Raw genomic sequence first — 16219 nt, 5'->3', positions numbered from 1 at the left:
CGGTGAGACGGCCGACGTCCGTCGAAGGGGGTCTCGACGACGCGCGCTCGCTGCGCTCGCGGGCTGCTCGACCACCGGTGGTCCTATCGGCGCTTGCCGTACGGGGTCTCGCGGCTCCTCGCCAGGGCTCGGAGCACCTCGACCTCCGGCGGTCGTCGAGGTGTGACTGGTCCGTTCCGGTGGTCGAGGTGTGAGTGTCGCGCAGCGACCGAGCCTCGAGACCCGGTGAGACGGCCGACGTCCGTCGAAGGGGGTCTCGACGACGCGCGCTCGCTGCGCTCGCGGGCTGCTCGACCAGCGTGGGTCGGGTCGGGTCGGCGTTCGTCGTACGGGGTCTCGTGGCTCCTCGCCAGGGCTTGGAGCACCTCGACCTCCGGTGGTGGTCGAGGTGTGAGTGTCGCGCAGCGACCGAGCCTCGAGACCCGGTGAGACGGCCGACGTCCGTCGTAGGGGGTCTCGACGACGCGCGCTCGCTGCGCTCGCGGGCTGCTCGACCACCGTGGGTCAGGTCGGCGTTCGGCGTACGGGGTCTCGTGGCTCCTCGCCAGGGCTCGGAGCACCTCGACCTCCGGCGGTGGTCGAGGTGTGACTGGGCCGTTCCGGTGGTCGAGGTGTGAGTGTCGCGCAGCGACCGAGCCTCGAGACCCGGTGAGGTCGGTGGGGTCTGCATCGCTGGTGGTGAGGCGGGTACTCGACGGGGTCCCCGAGCCCGACCAGGAGCGAGATGTCCCCGAGCACCCCACGGTCCGCCGACCACGAGCCCACCACCGGTGAGCTGCTGAGCCAGCTGTCCGAGCAGACCTCCACCCTGATCCGCAGCGAGATGCGGCTCGCGCAGGCCGAGATGACCCAGAAGGCCAAGCGCGCCGGCATCGGTGCCGGCCTGCTCGGCGCCGCCGGCGTCATCGCGCTGTACGGCGTCGGGACCCTCCTCGCGACGATCATCATCGCGCTGGCGCTCCTCGTCGACCTGTGGCTGTCGGCGCTGATCGTCACGGCCGTGCTGTTCGTGGTCGCCGGCGTCGTCGCCGTCCTCGGACGCGGGCAGGTCCAGCAGGCCGTCCCGGTCGCGCCCGAGCACACCGTCGACAACGTCAAGCGCGACGTCGCGACCGTCAAGGAGGCCCGTTCATGAGCACTGGTGACCACACCCCGTCCGACAAGGACCAGCAGGACCAGGCCAAGCCGTCGGTCGAGCAGCTCGAGGCCGAGCTCGTCGAGCAGCGCCGCCAGCTCGGCGAGACCGTCGACCAGCTCAGCCAGAAGATGGACGTGAAGACCCGGGCCCGCGACGCCAAGGACCGGGCCGTCGACGGCGCCACCGACGACAAGGGCCGGCCGACGCCGCAGACGTACGCCGTCCTCGGCGCGGTCGTCGCCGCCGTCGTCGGTCTCGTCGTCCTCCGCCGGCGTCGCAGGTGAGTCGTCACTCCTCAGAGACCGCCGAGAAGGCCGAGCACGCCCCGCACCCCGACGACGGCGCCAAGGTCGACTCCCCGGGCGAGCTGACCAAGCCGTCCTGGACGAACGTCGTACGCCGGGTGGTGCGGGAGTTCGGCAAGGACCAGTGCACCGACCTCGCGGCGGCGCTGACCTACTACGCCGTCCTGGCGCTGTTCCCGGCGATCATCGCCCTGCTGAGCCTGGTCAGCCTCGCCGGCCAGGGCCGGCAGACGGTCGACACCCTCACGCAGATCCTGCGCGACGTCGGCGCCGGCTCGGTCGTGGACACCCTCGAGCCCACCCTCCTCGAGCTCAGCCAGAGCCAGGGCGGCGGCATCGCCCTGGTCGTCGGGCTCGCGACCGCGCTGTTCTCCGCGTCGGGGTACGTCGGCTCGTTCGGGCGGGCGATGAACCGGGTCTACGAGGTCCGCGAGGGCCGTCCGGTGTGGAAGCTGCGCCCCCAGATGATCCTCGTGACGCTGGTCGCCGTCGTCCTCGCGGCGCTGGTGCTGCTCGCGCTGGTCCTCACCGGCCCGGCCGCGCAGGCCGTCGGCGACGCCATCGGGCTCGGCTCGACCGCCGTCCTCGTGTGGAGCATCGTCAAGTGGCCGGTGCTGCTGGTCGTCGTGATGGTGATCGTCGCGATCCTCTACTGGGCCACCCCGAACGTGCAGCAGCCGAAGCTCCGCTGGATCAGCGTGGGCGCGGCGTTCGCGATCGTCACCTGGATCATCGCCTCCGCGCTGTTCGGCTTCTACGTCGCGAACTTCTCCAGCTACAACGCGACGTACGGCGCGCTGGCCGGCGTCATCGTCTTCCTCCTGTGGCTGTGGATCACCAACCTCGCCCTGCTGTTCGGTGCCGAGCTGGACGCCGAGCTCGAGCGCGGTCGCGAGCTGCAGGCCGGCATCGCGGCCGAGCGGTCGGTGCAGCTGCCGCCCCGCGACACCCGTGCGGCGGACAAGGCCGACGTCAAGGAGGAGAAGGACGTCGAGCGCGGACGCGCGCTCCGGGAGAGCCGCGGCTCGACCGACGACAGCGCCGAAGAGCGACAGAGCGCCGGACAATGGCCCGAACGCGGATGAAGGAGTGCTGACGGGCCCGTCGAGGACACACCAGCAGGTCCGCCAAGATCCTCGACCCCCCGGGTGGGGGATCCTCGGCAGCGTCGGCGGCGCTCGCGCCTGCCCGCGCATGACGGGGGAGCGGCCGGGCGACCGACCGTTGCCCGCGTCGGTGGGGCGACTGGTGGACTTGGCCTGAGGCCCCCGGGGCGCGGGAGATGGGCAACTTCCCAGGGTGAGTGGTCGTGTTGTCACCTCCCACGCCGAATTCGGCGCGGGGAGTGACAGGGTCGCCACCTACCCTGGGAAGCCGCCCGCCCGGGGTGAGCCCCGACGCCCCGCCGCGCCGAGCCCGCAATCGGCTGGGCCGGCCGGCGGGGGCTCTCCTAGGGTGGCCGGATGAAGGTTCTCGTCACCGGCGGCGCCGGCTACATCGGATCGACCACCTGCAAGGCGCTGGAGGAGGCCGGGCACACCCCGGTCGTCCTCGACTCGCTGCTCGTGGGCCCGCGGGTCTTCGTGAAGGACCGGATCTTCTACGAGGGCGACATCGCCGACCGGGCGCTGCTGCGGCGGATCGCGGAGGAGCACCCCGACATCCACGCCACCATCCACATGGCGGCGCGGATCGTCGTCCCGGAGTCGGTGCAGCTGCCGTACGAGTACTACCGCGACAACGTCGCGAAGAGCCTCGAGCTGTTCGACGAGCTGACCGGGCTGGGGCTGACGCGGGTGCTGTTCAGCTCCTCGGCGTCGCTGTACGCGCTGAAGGACGAGTTCGAGGTGACCGAGGCCGACGGGCTGGCGCCGTCCTCGCCGTACGCCCGGACGAAGCTGATGATGGAGATGGCGCTGCAGGACATGGCCGCGGCCACCGACCTGCGCGCGGTGATCCTGCGCTACTTCAACCCGATCGGCTCCGACCCGGACCTCGAGTCCGGCATCTACGCGAAGGAGCCGTCCCACGTGCTCGGCCAGCTCGTCATGGCCGCCCGCGGGCAGAAGGACGCCTTCACCATCACGGGCGTCGAGCACCCCACCCGCGACGGGACCGGCATCCGCGACTACATCCACGTCTGGGACCTCGCGAGGGCCCACGTGCGGGCGGTCGAGGCGTTCGACGAGGTGCTGGCCACCGAGGACGTCACCAGCACCGTCATCAACATCGGCACCGGCGACGGGGTCACCGTCCGTGAGCTGGTCGCGTCGTTCGAGCGGGTCTTCGGCTCCGAGGTGCCCCTCCGTGAGGCCCCGCCGCGCCCCGGGGACGCCGTCGGCGCGTTCGCGAACGTCGACGCCTCCCGCCGCCTGCTCGACTGGCGGACCGAGCTCTCGCTGGACGACGCCATCGCCTCGGCGCTGGCCTGGGGCGAGCGCCGCCAGGAGGTCCTCGGCTACGAGTGACGGCCCGCCCCGCGGGGCGGGGAGGTCACCAGCAGGTCACCAGCCGAGCAGCGCGGACACGTCCGCGGCGAGCGTCATCGGGTCGAACGGCTTCGTCAGCGCGCCCGAGATGGCGGCGCCCTCCCAGGGGACCTCGCCACCCGCGGCGGCCTTCGCGGTCAGCAGGATCACCGGGATCTGCGCCGTCGACGGCTGCGCGCGCAGCGCCTCGGTGGTCGCGAGGCCGTCCATGCCGGGCATCATCAGGTCGAGCAGGATCGCGTCGGGCTGCCGCTCGGCGGCGAGCGCGACCGCCTCCGCGCCGCCGGTGGCGACGACGACCTCCCACCCGGCGGTGGTCTCCAGGGCGATGGTGATGAGGAAGCGGATGTCGTCGTCGTCGTCGACGACGAGCACCCGGGGCGTCTCGGGTCGGGTCATCGAGGTCCCTTCGTGAAGTCGGCGGCGTAGTAGCGCTGGGTGTCGACCACCTCGGGGTCGGTGCTCCGGCCGCTGAGGAGCGCGGCGATCCCGTCGGCGAGGCGGGCGGAGTCGACGTTGAACGAGCACATGTCCCAGGCGATGACCGCGTCGTCGTCGATGGCGCGGTCCGTCACCACGGTGAGCATCGCGTCGAAGACGCCGCGGCGCTGGTACGCCGGGTCGGCGAGCGTGTAGCCGAGGTAGTAGAGCCGGCCCGTGGCGGCCTGCTCGGGCCAGCGGTGGGCGTAGAAGTCGGCGCTCACCCAGGTGACCGTGCTCAGGTCGAGGGTGAAGGTGGTCAGCCCGACCGGCTCGCCGTCGTCGCTGAGCGCGACGTACTTGCTGATCGCCTCGTCGGCCATCTCCTCGGCGAACTCCGTCTCCGTCAGCACGTGGCGCGCCGCCGCGAGGGTGCGCAGCGGCTCGAAGGAGCGGGCGTACAGGGCACGCAGGGGGGCGAGCAGCTCCGCCGGGAGGACGTCGTACCGCTCGACCCGCCAGGTCTCCACCGCGTTCACGGGGCCCACCCGACCACGTCGTACGTCGCCACCACGAGGGCGCAGACGGGGCGGTCGTCGCAGTGGGCGTCGATCACGCAGGCGTCCTGGACCGGGTACGACGTCCCGCGCCGCTCCGCCATGTCGGCGAGCGTGAGGTCGATCAGCTCGCGCACGGACTCCTCCGCGCCGCTGTGGTGCTCGACGAACAGGCCCCCGTGCTCCGGGTCGTTCACCCAGCCCAGGCCGGCCCAGGCCGTCTGGCCCCGGAGCTCGGCGTGGCCGACCGCCAGGACGCAGTAGAGGCGGTCGCCGTGGCCGGCCTCGAGGTGGACGGGCGTGTCGTCCACCTCGACCACCACCCCGGGCGGGACCACGGAGGACAGCGTGAGCAGGTTCAGGTTCGACACCCCGGCCCGGTGGAGGGCGTCGTCGAAGGCCGACAGCGGGGTCCGGCCCGACCCCCGGGCCGCACGTACCGAGATCCGGCCCGTCGCGACCCCTGTCGCCGCGCGCGGCAGGACGGATGTGGCGGGCTCGGGTGTCACGGGCGGTTCTCCTTCGGTGTCCCCATGGACGGACTGGTGCGGTGCGGAGGCTCGTGGTCGATCCTCACGCCTGCACGCCCACCTCCTCCGCAGGACGCGCTGACTGCGCCTGGGGGAGTGTGAACCAGAAGGTGGTCCCGACCCCGACGGTGCTCTCCGCCCAGATCCGCCCGCCCATCTGCTCGATGAGGCCGCGGCTGATGGCCAGGCCCAGCCCCGTCCCGCCCTTCTGCCGGCTGTCGGACGAGTCGACCTGGTGGAACCGGTCGAAGATGCGGTCGAGCTGGTCGGCGGGGATGCCGCGGCCCTCGTCGCGGACGCCGAGGAGGATCTCGCCCGCGTGCTCGACGGCGGAGACGCGCACCTGCTGGTCGGGCGCGGAGAACTTCATCGCGTTGCCGACCAGGTTCGTCATCACCTGCACGAACCGGTCGCGGTCGACGAAGGCGACGCCCTCGACCCGGTCGACGACCAGCTCGACGCCGTGCACCTCGCCCAACCCGGAGAGCTCGGACTCGACGACGGCAAGCAGCTCCGAGCACGAGGCGGGCCCGGACTCGAGCACCACCAGACCGCTGGCGAGGCGCTCCATGTCGAGCATGTCGTTGATGAGGCGGGCGAGCCTCTGCGAGCTGTCCTCCGCGAGCTTGGCCACCGTCGCAGCCCGCGCGGGCAGCTCGCCGAGGGCGCCGCCGCTCAGCAGGCCGAGGCTGCCGCGGATCGAGGTCAGCGGGGTCCGCAGCTCGTGGCTGACCACCGAGAGGAACTCCTCCTTGATGCGCTCCATCTCGCGGCGGGCGGTGGCGTCGCGGAACACGACGACCGCACCTCCGACGTCCCCGGTGTCCTCGTCGACGAGCGGGCTGGCGGTGATCTCGACCGCGAGGCGGCTCGCGTCCTCGCGGCAGTACTCGTCGTCCTCGCCCACGGTCAGCACGCCGTGCTCGATGGCCTCGGTGACGTAGCAGCCCGACCGCGGGTACGGCGTCCCGTCGCCCCGCGGGGCGTGGAAGGCGTCGTGGGCGTGCTCGCCGGTGAGCCGCTCGAGGTCGCCCATCCCCAGCAGCTGGAGGCCCGCCCGGTTCATGAAGGTGACCCGGCCGGCCTGGTCGACGCCGTAGATGCCGTCGCCGACGCTGTCGAGCAGGATGTTCGTCTGGCGCACCATGCGGCGCAGGTCGGTGGTCTGCTCGGCGACCCGGCGCTGCAGGCCGCGGCGCAGGGAGGCGTTCTCCCACCCGAGCAGGAGCTGGCGCCCGCACGCCGCGAGGATCAGCACCAGCCACAGCAGCGCCTGGCCGTTGCGGACCTCGGCGGGGACCGGGACCAGCACCTGGACGACGCCGGCCGACAGCAGGGCGCCGTACACGACGGCGGTGTCGCGGACCTCGTGGCTCGCGCCGAGCGTGGGGACCGGTCGGCCGTCGGTCGTGGTGGGGGCGAGGATCGCCGAGGTCGCGATGAGGCCGTAGCCGAGGATCCACCCCATGTCGGCCCACCCGCCGAAGGCGTAGCTGCCCTGCGCGAAGAGCACCGCGTAGTGCAGGTCGCTCAGCACGTACGACACCGAGCCGCCGGCGATGAGGGCCATCACCACCCGGTCGACCGAGCGGGCCCGCAGGAACAGGACGGTGGCGATCGTGCCCAGGAGCACGTCCAGCACCGGGATGACGAGGGTCGTGGCACGCGCGAGCCCGCCGGCGGAGCTCGCCGAGAGGATGTCGGAGAACACCAGCGAGCTGGCGATGACGAGCACCGCCGCGACGGCCAGCACCCCGTCGAGCAGGACGGTCGCGAGGTCCCGCCCGCGCCAGCGCGACTGCGGCAGGCAGATCGCCCCGACGGCCACCAGCGCCACCGCCGCGGCGAGCGCGAGGTCGCCGACGACCGCCAGCCCCGACCGGCCGTCGGCGTCCGCACCCGACTGGGCGAGCAGGTTGCCCGAGATGGCGACCATCGCCGCCAGCGCGATCAGCTGCCAGCCGCGGCGCCGCAGCCCCTGGGAGCGCCGCGCCGCGAAGGTGCAGCTCACCCCGACCGTGAGGCCCGCGGCGAGCAGCGCGATCCCGGACACGCTGCCGCGCACCTGCTCCGACAGCGACGACGTCAGGACCGCCGCCGTGGCGGCGACACCCAGCACGATGACGACGAGCCCGACGACACCTGCCCGGGTGGGGCGGATCCGCGTCGGCTCTGCGGCCTGGGAGGAGGCCACCTGGGGGGCGGTGGTCATGTGTTGATTGTGGTGGGTCGCGGCCCCCAGGGATAGCGAACGCCCAGACTGGCCCCCGGCGGAAACCCGGTGGAGCGGGGACGGCCCGCGGAATAGCGTCGGTACGGCGATGAGTTGGGCCCCGTGCGTCGGTCACCACCCGTGGACCGACTGCCCCGCCCCGCCGGCCCACCCGCCTGCTCCGTCCCCGGAAGGACCGCGCTGATGTCTGCGCCGACCACGACCGCCACGAGCGGCACGACCGCCCAGCCGCCGAAGCTGACCCGCGAGCAGGTGCTGCTCCTGGCCAGCCTGCTGGTCGGCACCTTCGTGGTGATCCTCAACGAGACCACCATGAGTGTGGCCCTGCCGGTGCTGCAGACGTCGTTCGGCGTCGGTGCGGCGACCGGGCAGTGGCTGACCACGGCGTTCCTGCTGACCATGGGGTCGGTCATCCCGCTGACGGGGTTCCTGATCCAGCGGGTGCCGACCCGGACGCTGTTCCTCATCGCGATGGGGCTCTTCGCGACCGGCACGCTGCTCGCCGCCCTCGCGCCCGTCTTCTGGGTGCTCCTGCTCGCCCGCATCGTGCAGGCCTCCGGCACCGCGATCATGGTGCCGCTGCTGATGACCACCGTGATGGAGGTCGTCCCCGTCGCCCGCCGCGGCCAGATGATGGGCAACATCACCGTCGTCATCGCCGTCGCGCCCGCACTCGGTCCCACGCTGTCCGGCCTCGTGCTCGACACGCTCGGCTGGCGCTGGATCTTCGGCGTCATGCTGCCGATCGCGCTGGTCGTGACCGCCCTCGGCGCCCGGTACGTCGTCCCGGTGGCCGAGTCCAAGGCCACCCGCATCGACCTGCCGTCCGTGCCGCTGGCGGTGCTCGGGTTCGGTGCCCTGGTCTACGGGCTCTCCAGCATCGGTGAGTCCGCCGAGGGCGGCCACGCCGTCCCCATCTGGCTGCCGTTCGTCGTCGGCGTCGTCTCGCTGGTCCTCTTCGTGCTGCGCCAGTTCCGGCTCCAGCGCGAGGACCGCGCCCTGCTCGACCTCCGCGTCTTCGCCGCCCCGGGCTTCGCGATCGCACTGTCCGCCTCGCTCATCGCGATGCTGACGATGCTCGGCACCTTCATCCTGGTGCCGTACTTCGCGCAGCAGGGCCTCGGCCTCGACCCGCTGACCACCGGCCTGCTGACCCTGCCCGGCGGCCTGCTGATGGGCGCGCTCGGACCGGTCGTCGGTCGCATCTACGACGCCCGCGGCCCCCGCGTGCTGCTGCTGCCCGGCGCGCTCCTGGTCACCGCGGCGCTGTGGCTGATGAGCACCGTCTCGGTCGACACCACCTTCGTGACCCTCGCGGCCGTGTTCGTAATGCTGAGCGTCGGCATCGCGACCCTCATGACGCCGCTGATGACCGTCGCCCTGGGCTCGGTGCCCTCGCACCTGTACTCCCACGGCAGCGCCGTCCTGAGCACGCTGCAGCAGGTGGCCGGCGCCGCCGGCACCGCGCTGTTCGTCACCGTGATGACCGTCGTCGCGACCCGCAGCCCCGGCGGCGTGGACTCGCCCGAGGGCATCGCGGACGGCGTCTCGAGCGCCTTCGTCGTCGCCGGCTGCATCGCGCTGGTGCTGGTCCTCGCCGTGCCCTTCGTGAAGCGGCCGGTGGCCGCCGGGCCGGAGCGCGGTCCGGCGTCCGGGACGGCCGCCTCCGGGCACGACGACGAGCACGTGAAGGTCGCGAACTAGACTTCCGCCCCATGACCACGTGGTTCGCGAGGCGTACCCACAAGTGGGCGGACTATCCACCGGAGTCCCTCGTCGCCGCGAAGGGCGGACGGCGCGTCAGCGTCGTCGTCCCCGCGAGGGACGAGGCCGCGACCGTCGGTGACGTCGTCCGGACGCTGCGGGAGCGGTGGGTCGAAGCGGTCGGCCTGGTCGACGAGGTGGTGGTGATCGACTCCGACTCGACCGACGACACCGCCGCGGTCGCGGCGGCCGCGGGGGCCGTCGTCCACGCGGCCCGGGCGATCCGGCCCGACCTCGGCGGCCGGCCCGGCAAGGGCGAGGCCATCTGGAAGTCGCAGCTCGTCACCACCGGCGACCTGGTCGTCATGGTCGACGCCGACCTCACCGCCTGGGAGCCCGGTCTCGTGCCCGGCCTGCTCGGGCCCCTGCTGACCGACGACGGCGTCCGGCTGGTGAAGGGCTTCTACGACCGGCCGCTCACCGACCCCACCGCCGCCGGCGGCCCCGCCGAGGGCGGCCGGGTCACCGAGCTCGTCGCCCGCCCGCTGCTCGCTCTGCACGCCCCCGAGCTGGCGGGCGTCGTCCAGCCGCTGGCGGGGGAGTGGGCCGTGCGCACCGACCACCTCGCGTCGCTGCCGCTGCCCACGGGGTACGGCGTCGAGGTCGCCGTCCTGCTCGACACCGTGCGGGTCGCGGGGATCGACGCCGTCGCCCAGGTCGACCTCGGGCTGCGGGCGCACGCCCACCAGCCGCTCGCGGACCTCGGCGCGATGGCCACGCAGGTGATGGCGGCGGTGCACGCCCGCTACCCCCGCGGGCCCCACCCCTCGATCCCGTCGGAGGTCGTGCTGCGGCAGTTCGGCCGCGACGACGCCGGTGCGCCGGAGTCCAGGGAGCGCCTCGTGCTGCTCGACGAGCGCCCGCCCGCCGCGGGCGTGGCTGCCGAGGAGCGCGCCTCGTGACGCTGCGGCTCGGCCGCCACCGCTTCGACGACGACGCGACGCTGGTGATGGCCATCGTCAACCGCACGCCCGACTCCTTCTACGACCGCGGCGCCACCTGGGCCGAGGACCGCGCCTTCGACCGGGTCGCGCAGGTCGTCGACGAGGGCGCCGAGATCGTCGACATCGGTGGGGTGAAGGCCGCGCCGGGCGTCGAGGTCGACTCCGTGGAGGAGCGTCGCCGCGTCGTCTCCTTCGTCGAGCGGGTGCGGGCGGCGTACCCGCACCTCGTCATCTCCGTCGACACCTGGCGCGCCGACGTGGGCGCGGCGGTCTGCGAGGCCGGCGCGGACGTGCTCAACGACGCCTGGGGCGGCGCCGACCCCGGCCTGGTCGACGTCGCCGCGAAGCACGACGTCGCGATCGTCTGCACCCACACCGGCGGCGTCACGCCCCGCACGAGGCCGCACCGGATCGCCTACGACGACGTGATGGCCGACGTGCTCCGCGCGACCCTGGGGTACGCCGACCGCGCCCTCGTCGCCGGCGTCGCCCGCGAGTCGGTGGTCATCGACCCCGCGCACGACTTCGGCAAGAACACCTTCCACTCCCTCGAGGTCACCCGCCGCCTCGGCGAGATGGTGGCGACCGGCTTCCCGGTGCTGGTGTCGCTGTCGAACAAGGACTTCGTCGGCGAGACCCTCGGCGTCCCGCTCGAGGACCGGCTCACCGGGACACTCGCCGCCACCGCGGTCTCCGCGATGGCCGGCGCGCGGATCTACCGCGTCCACGAGGTCGTCCCGACCCGGCAGACGCTGGACATGGTCGCCTCCATCGCCGGACGTCGTCCGCCCGCGCGCGCGATCCGGGGGATCGCGTGACGCGCGTGGTCGTCGTCCCGTCGCCGCCCGGGCTGCTGCCGGAGCTCGCGGGCCTGGAGGACCCCCTCGCCGAGGCGCGCGCCGCCGCGCTCGACGCCTGCCGGTGGCTGGCCGCCGAGCAGGCGCCGGTGGTCGTCCTCGGCGCCGACGACCTCGCGCTGCGAGTGGGCCGCCACCTGCTGTCGACCACCCACACCGGACCGGTGGACGCCGTCCGGCTGCCCGACGTCCCGTCGCTCGACCACCTCGACGCCCTGCTCGTCGTCGCCGACGGCTCGGCCCGCCGCGGGGAGAAGGCGCCCGGGCACCTCGACGAGCGCGCCGCGGCGTACGACGAGGGCATCGGGCGGGCGCTCGCGTCCGGCGACGCCGCGGCGCTCGCGGCGCTCGACGCCGACCTGGGCGCCGAGCTGCTGGCGGCCGGGGTCCCCGCGCTGTCCGTGATGGGCTCGCTGTTCGAGGGCCGCTCCGTGGCCGCGGAGACGACGTACGCCGACGACCCGTTCGGGGTCGCCTACTGGGTGACGCGGTGGACCGTGACCAGGGAGGTCGCATGAGGATCCTGATCGGGCCTGACGACCCCACCGTCGATCGTGACGCGGTGGACGACGACGCGCTCGCGCGGCTCTACGCCCCGCCGCGGCCGGACTGGTGGCGGGCCTCGATGGTGTCGACCACCGACGGCGCCGGCACCGGCCCCGACGGCCTGTCCGGCTCCATCAACAATGACGCCGACGGGCGGGTCTTCGCCGCGATGCGCGCCCACGCCGACGCCGTCGTGGTGGGCGCGGGGACGGTGCGCGCCGAGGAGTACGGCGCCGCCGACGTGCCGATCGTCTGCCTCACCCGCGGCGACGAGGCCCCGCCGTCCCTCGCGGATGCGCCGGAGGGCTCGGTCGTCCTACGGTCGATGGACGACCCCGCCGCCCTGCGTGCCGAGCTCGCCGACCGCGGGTGGCGCTCGGTCATGGTCGAGGGCGGCCCCAGCGTCCTCGCCACCCTCCTGGCCGCCGGCGTCGTCGACGAGCTGTGCCTCACCACCGTGCCGCGCCTGCTCGGTGGGGACGCCGGCCGCATCACCGCCGGCACCGACGTCGACCTCGCGCTGTCGCCGACGCTGCTGCTCGAGCACGACGGCACCCTGCTCGGGCGTTGGGAGGTACGGCGGTGAGCGACCCGGACGTCGCCGCGAGTGGTCACCGGGTCTCGTGGCTCCTCGCCGGGGCTCGTCGCACCTCGACCTCCGACACCCTCGGAGGTCGAGGTGCGAGGCCGGTCACGGCCGAGCCACGAGACCCCGCAAGAGAGGCACGACGGTGAGCGACCTGCAGGTCACCCGCGACGGCGCGGTGGTGCGCGTCGTCCTCGACCGGCCCGCGCGGCACAACGCCATCACGAAGGCGATGTACGGCGAGATGGCCGACCTCGTCGCCTCCCTGCGCGAGGACACCTCCGCGAAGGTCCTGGTCCTGCGCGGCGCGGGCGGTCGGGCGTTCGCCGCCGGCAACGAGATCGCCGACTTCGCCGCCGAGGACGCCGACCCACTCGCCCACGAGGCCGGCATCCGGGCGCTGCTGCGCGGCCTGGCCGAGCTGCCGCAGGTCACGGTCGCGGCGATCGAGGGGGTCTGCGTCGGCGGCGGCCTGGCGATCGCCACCCACTGCGACCTCCGCGTCGCTGCCGAGGGGGCGCGGTTCGGCTACCCCATCGCGCGGACCCTCGGGAACCTCCTGCCCGCCGCCGTCCTCTAGCGCTGCGTCGCGGTCTTCGGGGAGTCGATGACCCGCGAGATGCTGCTCGCCTCCCGCCTCGTCGACGCCGACCGCGCACACGCGGTCGGCGCGGTGCTGGACGTCGTACCGGCCGAGGACCTGACGGGCACGGTCGACGAGCTGGTCGCCGGGGTCCTCCGGGCCTCGGGGGTCACCCTGCGCGCGACCAAGGCCCAGCTGCTGGCCCGCGCCGACGGCATCGAGCACCCGCCGGCGGACGACGACCGCCGCCTCGCCGAGGTGTACGGCGGCCCCGACTTCGCCGAGGGCGTCCGGGCGTTCCTGGCGAAGGAGAAGCCCCGCTTCGGCTGAGCCGGTGATGGGGTCGCCCTGGCATCCTGGTGACATGGCGAACCGCACCCCGATGCGCACCCCCGAGCGGAGCACGTGGCTGACCGCGCTGGTCTGGTCGGGCGGGTTCGTCGCGCTGCTGTGGGTGCTCGAGCTCCTCGACCAGGTCCTGTTCCGCACCCGTCTCGACGGCTACGGCATCCGCCCGCTCGACACCGGCCAGGGCCTCACGGGCGTCGTCTTCGCGCCGCTGCTGCACGGCGGCTTCGGCCACCTGGTCGCCAACACGCTGCCGCTGCTGGTGCTCGGCTTCCTCATCCTGCTGTCCGGCGTCGGGCGATGGCTGGCCGTGACCGCGATCGTCTGGATCGTCGCCGGCATCGGGACGTGGCTCCTCGGTGGCCTCGGCACGCTCCACCTCGGCGCCTCGAGCCTCGTCTTCGGGTGGCTGGTCTACCTCATCGTGCGCGGCGTCTTCTCCCGCCGCCCCGGCCAGATCGCGCTCGGCGTCCTCGTGCTGCTCGTCTACGGCAGCGCCCTGTGGGGCGTCCTGCCCGGCCAGCCCGGCATCTCCTGGCAGGGCCACCTGTTCGGGGCGATCGGCGGCGCGCTCGCGGCGTACCTGCTGGCCCGCGACGACGCCCCGCGCCAGGTGTCCGCCGCCCGCTGACCCCTGACCCCGGCCCGCCACGGGTCCGGTCGTGGCGGTGGTGGACTCTCCCGTCGAGGCGGGACAGGATCCGGGACGTTCCTGCCGCACCACACACCACGGGGGTCATGTCATGAGGTCACGTCTCGGGTCGGTCCTGGCGGTTCCCGCCGCCGCTGCTCTCCTCCTGGGGGTCCTCGCCGGGCCTGCGCAGGCCGAGGAGTCCGTCGTCACCGACGCGACCGGTGACGTCGTCGACGCCGACGACCGGCCGGTGCCGGAGGGTGCCTCGGGGGAGTCGGCCGCCGACATCGTCTGGGCGAGGCTCAACCACTCGCTGGGACGGGTCCGCATGGTGGTGAAGGTCCGCGACCTCGACACCGGCCGCGGGATCGAGCCGAACGCCGTCTGGTGGCTCCGGACGCCCGGGAGCGGGCTGTTCCGGGTGGACCGCACCGCCACCTCCGGCGGAGGCGTGTACGCCGAGGTGGTCGACGTCGAGTCCGGCGAGCAGGTCTGCCAGGCCGGGTTCGGCCGGTCGCCCGCGGCGGACACCATCCGCTTCGTCGTCGACCGTGACTGCCTCGGCGACCCCGGCTGGGTGCGCTTCGGCGTCCTCACCAGCAACGGCGTCCGCGAGGACGGCTTCTACCGCAGCCGCGCGGACGACGCCCGCGTGGACGGCGGCGCGGTGTCGTACCCCGCCAGGATCGGCGGCCCGCGCATCCTCCCCGGCCGAGCCGGGTAGTCCGTGACGTCTCGCACCCCTCGTCGACCGGCGAGGGGTGCGAACCGTCACGGACTATCCGCCCAGGCCCAGGACGTCGGCGGCCTCGACGAGCGAGGGACCGTACCAGGTCAGCAGCCGCCCCGAGACGAGCTCGGTGGGGGTGCGGGTGAAGGCCTCCGGGCCGTCGGTCTCGATGAAGACGTACGGCTCGTCCGGCAGCAGGACGACGTCCGCCCCGGCGCCGTCGATCTCGGCGAGGTCGACCGCGGGGTAGCGGTCGGCGTGGTCGCCGAAGACGTTCTCCAGACCGGCACGGGCGAGCAGGTCACCGGTGAACGTGCGGGACCCGACGACCATCCACGGGTCGCGCCAGATCGGCAGGGCGACGCGGCGGCGTACCGGCGGGACCTCGCCGCACCAGAGGCCCCGGGCCTCGAGGAGCCAGTCCGGCTCGTCGAGGCCGAGAGCCTCGGTGAACAGTCGGGCCATCGCGTCCACGGACTGCGGCACGGTCTCGATGTCGGTCACCCACACCGCGACGCCCGAGTCGCGGAGGCGACGGACGTCGAGCTCGCGGTTCTCCTCCTTGTTGGCCACGACGAGGTCGGGGGCCAGCTCGCGGATCGCGGCGAGGTCGGGATTCTTCGTGCCACGGACCCGGCGTACGCCGCGGTCGTCGAGGTCCTCCGGGCGGGTGCACCAGTCGGTCGCCCCGACCAGGAGCCCGGTGTCGGCCAGGGCCTCGGTCAGGGACGGCACCAGCGAGACGAGCCGACGGACGGGGCCGTCGGGGACCTCGGCGCCCAGGTCGTCGCGCACCCTCAGTCCAGGTCGCCGGTGGGGTCGGGGGTGTGGTCGCGGTCCGAGACCGCCTCGCCGCCGGCGGGGGAGAGGTGGGCCTCGACGAGACGCCAGCGCCGCTCGCCGGCGGTCGCGCCCGCGGGGAGGTCGAGGACGAAGCGACCGGTGTTCTCGATCCGCTCCTCGAGCGGCGGCATCGCGTCGTCGTCGGCCTCGTCCACGCGCAGGTGGGTCCACAGGCGGATGGCGGCGCCGTGGCTCACCACCGCGACGTGGGAGCCGTCGGGAGCGGCGTCCATGACCGCGGCGACGGCGGCGTCGTACCGGGCGAGGAACTCGTGGCCCGACTCGCTGCCGGACACCTTCGCGTCCAGGTCGCCCTTGAACCACGCGACGAGGGTGTGGTGCCAGGCGGTGACGGCCTCTTCGTCGGAGCGCATCTCGAAGTCACCCGCCGAGATCTCCTCGAGGTCGGGGGTCACCACGGTCTCGAGCCCGCGGGCCGCCGCCAGGGGCGCCGCGGTCTGATGGGTGCGGACCAGCCGGGAGACGTGCAACCGGTCGATCCGTACGTCGGCGAGGGCCGCGGGGATCGCCTCGGCCTGCCGGACGCCGAGGGGCGTCAGGTCCGCGCCCGGGATCGCGGTGTCGAGCGAGCCGGACACGTTGCTGGACGTCTGGCCGTGTCGGAGGAGCAGGAGTCTGGTGGCGGCCACGGTGCGACGGTACCGAGCGGAGTGGCTGCGGCCGAAACCACGGTCACGAGTTCTCGCGGCCG

Annotated in this window: 17 protein-coding genes and 1 pseudogene; 12 read left to right on the top strand and 6 right to left on the bottom strand. The window is 73.6% G+C overall.

Annotation, left to right across the window (positions count from 1 at the left end):
- Positions 1-724 precede the first annotated feature (724 nt).
- The 4 genes from Q0858_RS09005 (at position 725) to galE (ending at position 3911) form a co-directional block, all read left to right on the top strand.
- Positions 725-1135 (top strand): phage holin family protein, encoded by a 411-nt coding sequence (locus tag Q0858_RS09005; protein WP_299052941.1) that lies wholly within the window; start codon positions 725-727, stop codon positions 1133-1135.
- Complete coding sequence (locus tag Q0858_RS09000) at positions 1132-1422, top strand: DUF3618 domain-containing protein (RefSeq protein ID WP_299052938.1); 291 nt, start codon at positions 1132-1134, stop codon at positions 1420-1422. Before Q0858_RS09005 ends, Q0858_RS09000 begins: the two co-directional genes overlap by 4 nt.
- Positions 1419-2528, top strand: a complete 1110-nt coding sequence (locus Q0858_RS08995) for a YihY/virulence factor BrkB family protein (RefSeq protein ID WP_299052935.1) — start codon at positions 1419-1421, stop codon at positions 2526-2528. Before Q0858_RS09000 ends, Q0858_RS08995 begins: the two co-directional genes overlap by 4 nt.
- 378 nt (positions 2529-2906) lie before the next feature.
- Positions 2907-3911: a UDP-glucose 4-epimerase GalE gene (gene galE / locus Q0858_RS08990; protein ID WP_299052933.1), complete on the top strand. Its 1005-nt coding sequence runs from the start codon at positions 2907-2909 to the stop codon at positions 3909-3911.
- A 36-nt stretch (positions 3912-3947) separates the two neighbouring features.
- On the opposite strand, the gene Q0858_RS08985 is transcribed toward galE, so the two are convergent.
- The 4 genes from Q0858_RS08985 to Q0858_RS08970 form a co-directional block, all read right to left on the bottom strand.
- Positions 3948-4331 (bottom strand): response regulator, encoded by a 384-nt coding sequence (locus Q0858_RS08985; RefSeq protein WP_299052931.1) that lies wholly within the window; start codon positions 4329-4331, stop codon positions 3948-3950.
- On the bottom strand, positions 4328-4891 hold the full coding sequence (locus Q0858_RS08980; RefSeq protein ID WP_299052929.1) for a hypothetical protein: 564 nt from the start codon (positions 4889-4891) through the stop codon (positions 4328-4330). Before Q0858_RS08980 ends, Q0858_RS08985 begins: the two co-directional genes overlap by 4 nt.
- Positions 4888-5418 (bottom strand): pyruvoyl-dependent arginine decarboxylase, encoded by a 531-nt coding sequence (locus tag Q0858_RS08975; protein ID WP_299052927.1) that lies wholly within the window; start codon positions 5416-5418, stop codon positions 4888-4890. Before Q0858_RS08975 ends, Q0858_RS08980 begins: the two co-directional genes overlap by 4 nt.
- A 64-nt stretch (positions 5419-5482) precedes the next feature.
- Positions 5483-7651 (bottom strand): ATP-binding protein, encoded by a 2169-nt coding sequence (locus tag Q0858_RS08970; RefSeq protein ID WP_299052925.1) that lies wholly within the window; start codon positions 7649-7651, stop codon positions 5483-5485.
- A gap of 204 nt (positions 7652-7855) precedes the next feature.
- Between Q0858_RS08970 and Q0858_RS08965 the strand changes: the two genes are divergently transcribed.
- From Q0858_RS08965 to Q0858_RS08930, 8 genes and pseudogenes are all read left to right on the top strand, one after another.
- The gene (locus Q0858_RS08965) at positions 7856-9376 is read left to right on the top strand and encodes an MDR family MFS transporter (protein WP_299052922.1); all 1521 of its coding nucleotides are present in this window, start codon (positions 7856-7858) and stop codon (positions 9374-9376) included.
- An 11-nt stretch (positions 9377-9387) separates the two neighbouring features.
- The gene (locus tag Q0858_RS08960; RefSeq protein ID WP_299052919.1) at positions 9388-10338 is read left to right on the top strand and encodes a glucosyl-3-phosphoglycerate synthase; all 951 of its coding nucleotides are present in this window, start codon (positions 9388-9390) and stop codon (positions 10336-10338) included.
- A complete protein-coding gene (gene folP / locus Q0858_RS08955; RefSeq protein WP_299052916.1) occupies positions 10335-11198 on the top strand; it encodes a dihydropteroate synthase in 864 nt (287 codons plus the stop codon). Before Q0858_RS08960 ends, folP begins: the two co-directional genes overlap by 4 nt.
- On the top strand, positions 11195-11755 hold the full coding sequence (locus Q0858_RS08950) for a hypothetical protein (RefSeq protein WP_299052914.1): 561 nt from the start codon (positions 11195-11197) through the stop codon (positions 11753-11755). Before folP ends, Q0858_RS08950 begins: the two co-directional genes overlap by 4 nt.
- Positions 11752-12369, top strand: a complete 618-nt coding sequence (locus Q0858_RS08945) for a dihydrofolate reductase family protein (protein WP_299052912.1) — start codon at positions 11752-11754, stop codon at positions 12367-12369. The genes Q0858_RS08950 and Q0858_RS08945 overlap by 4 nt, the downstream gene beginning before the upstream one ends.
- Positions 12257-13282 (top strand): annotated as a pseudogene (locus Q0858_RS08940) (enoyl-CoA hydratase-related protein). The gene Q0858_RS08945 and the pseudogene Q0858_RS08940 overlap by 113 nt, the downstream one beginning before the upstream one ends.
- Positions 13283-13316: 34 nt before the next feature.
- Positions 13317-13931, top strand: a complete 615-nt coding sequence (locus tag Q0858_RS08935) for a rhomboid family intramembrane serine protease (RefSeq protein ID WP_299052910.1) — start codon at positions 13317-13319, stop codon at positions 13929-13931.
- Positions 13932-14043: 112 nt separating this feature from the next.
- Complete coding sequence (locus tag Q0858_RS08930) at positions 14044-14658, top strand: hypothetical protein (protein WP_299052908.1); 615 nt, start codon at positions 14044-14046, stop codon at positions 14656-14658.
- Positions 14659-14712: 54 nt separating this feature from the next.
- On the opposite strand, the gene Q0858_RS08925 is transcribed toward Q0858_RS08930, so the two are convergent.
- Positions 14713-15459 carry a helical backbone metal receptor gene (locus tag Q0858_RS08925; RefSeq protein WP_299052905.1) on the bottom strand — a complete coding sequence of 249 codons (747 nt, stop codon included), beginning with the start codon at positions 15457-15459 and terminating at the stop codon, positions 14713-14715.
- Between the two features lie 2 nt (positions 15460-15461).
- Positions 15462-16157, bottom strand: coding sequence for a histidine phosphatase family protein (locus Q0858_RS08920; protein WP_299052903.1), 696 nt, complete (start codon positions 16155-16157; stop codon positions 15462-15464).
- Between the last annotated feature and the right edge of the window lie 62 nt (positions 16158-16219).

Origin of the sequence: uncultured Nocardioides sp., from assembly GCF_947489365.1 — a bacterium.
Lineage (GTDB): Bacteria > Actinomycetota > Actinomycetes > Propionibacteriales > Nocardioidaceae > Nocardioides.
Note: the sequence above shows the minus strand (reverse complement) of the source record. Positions and strands in the feature narration are given on the sequence as shown.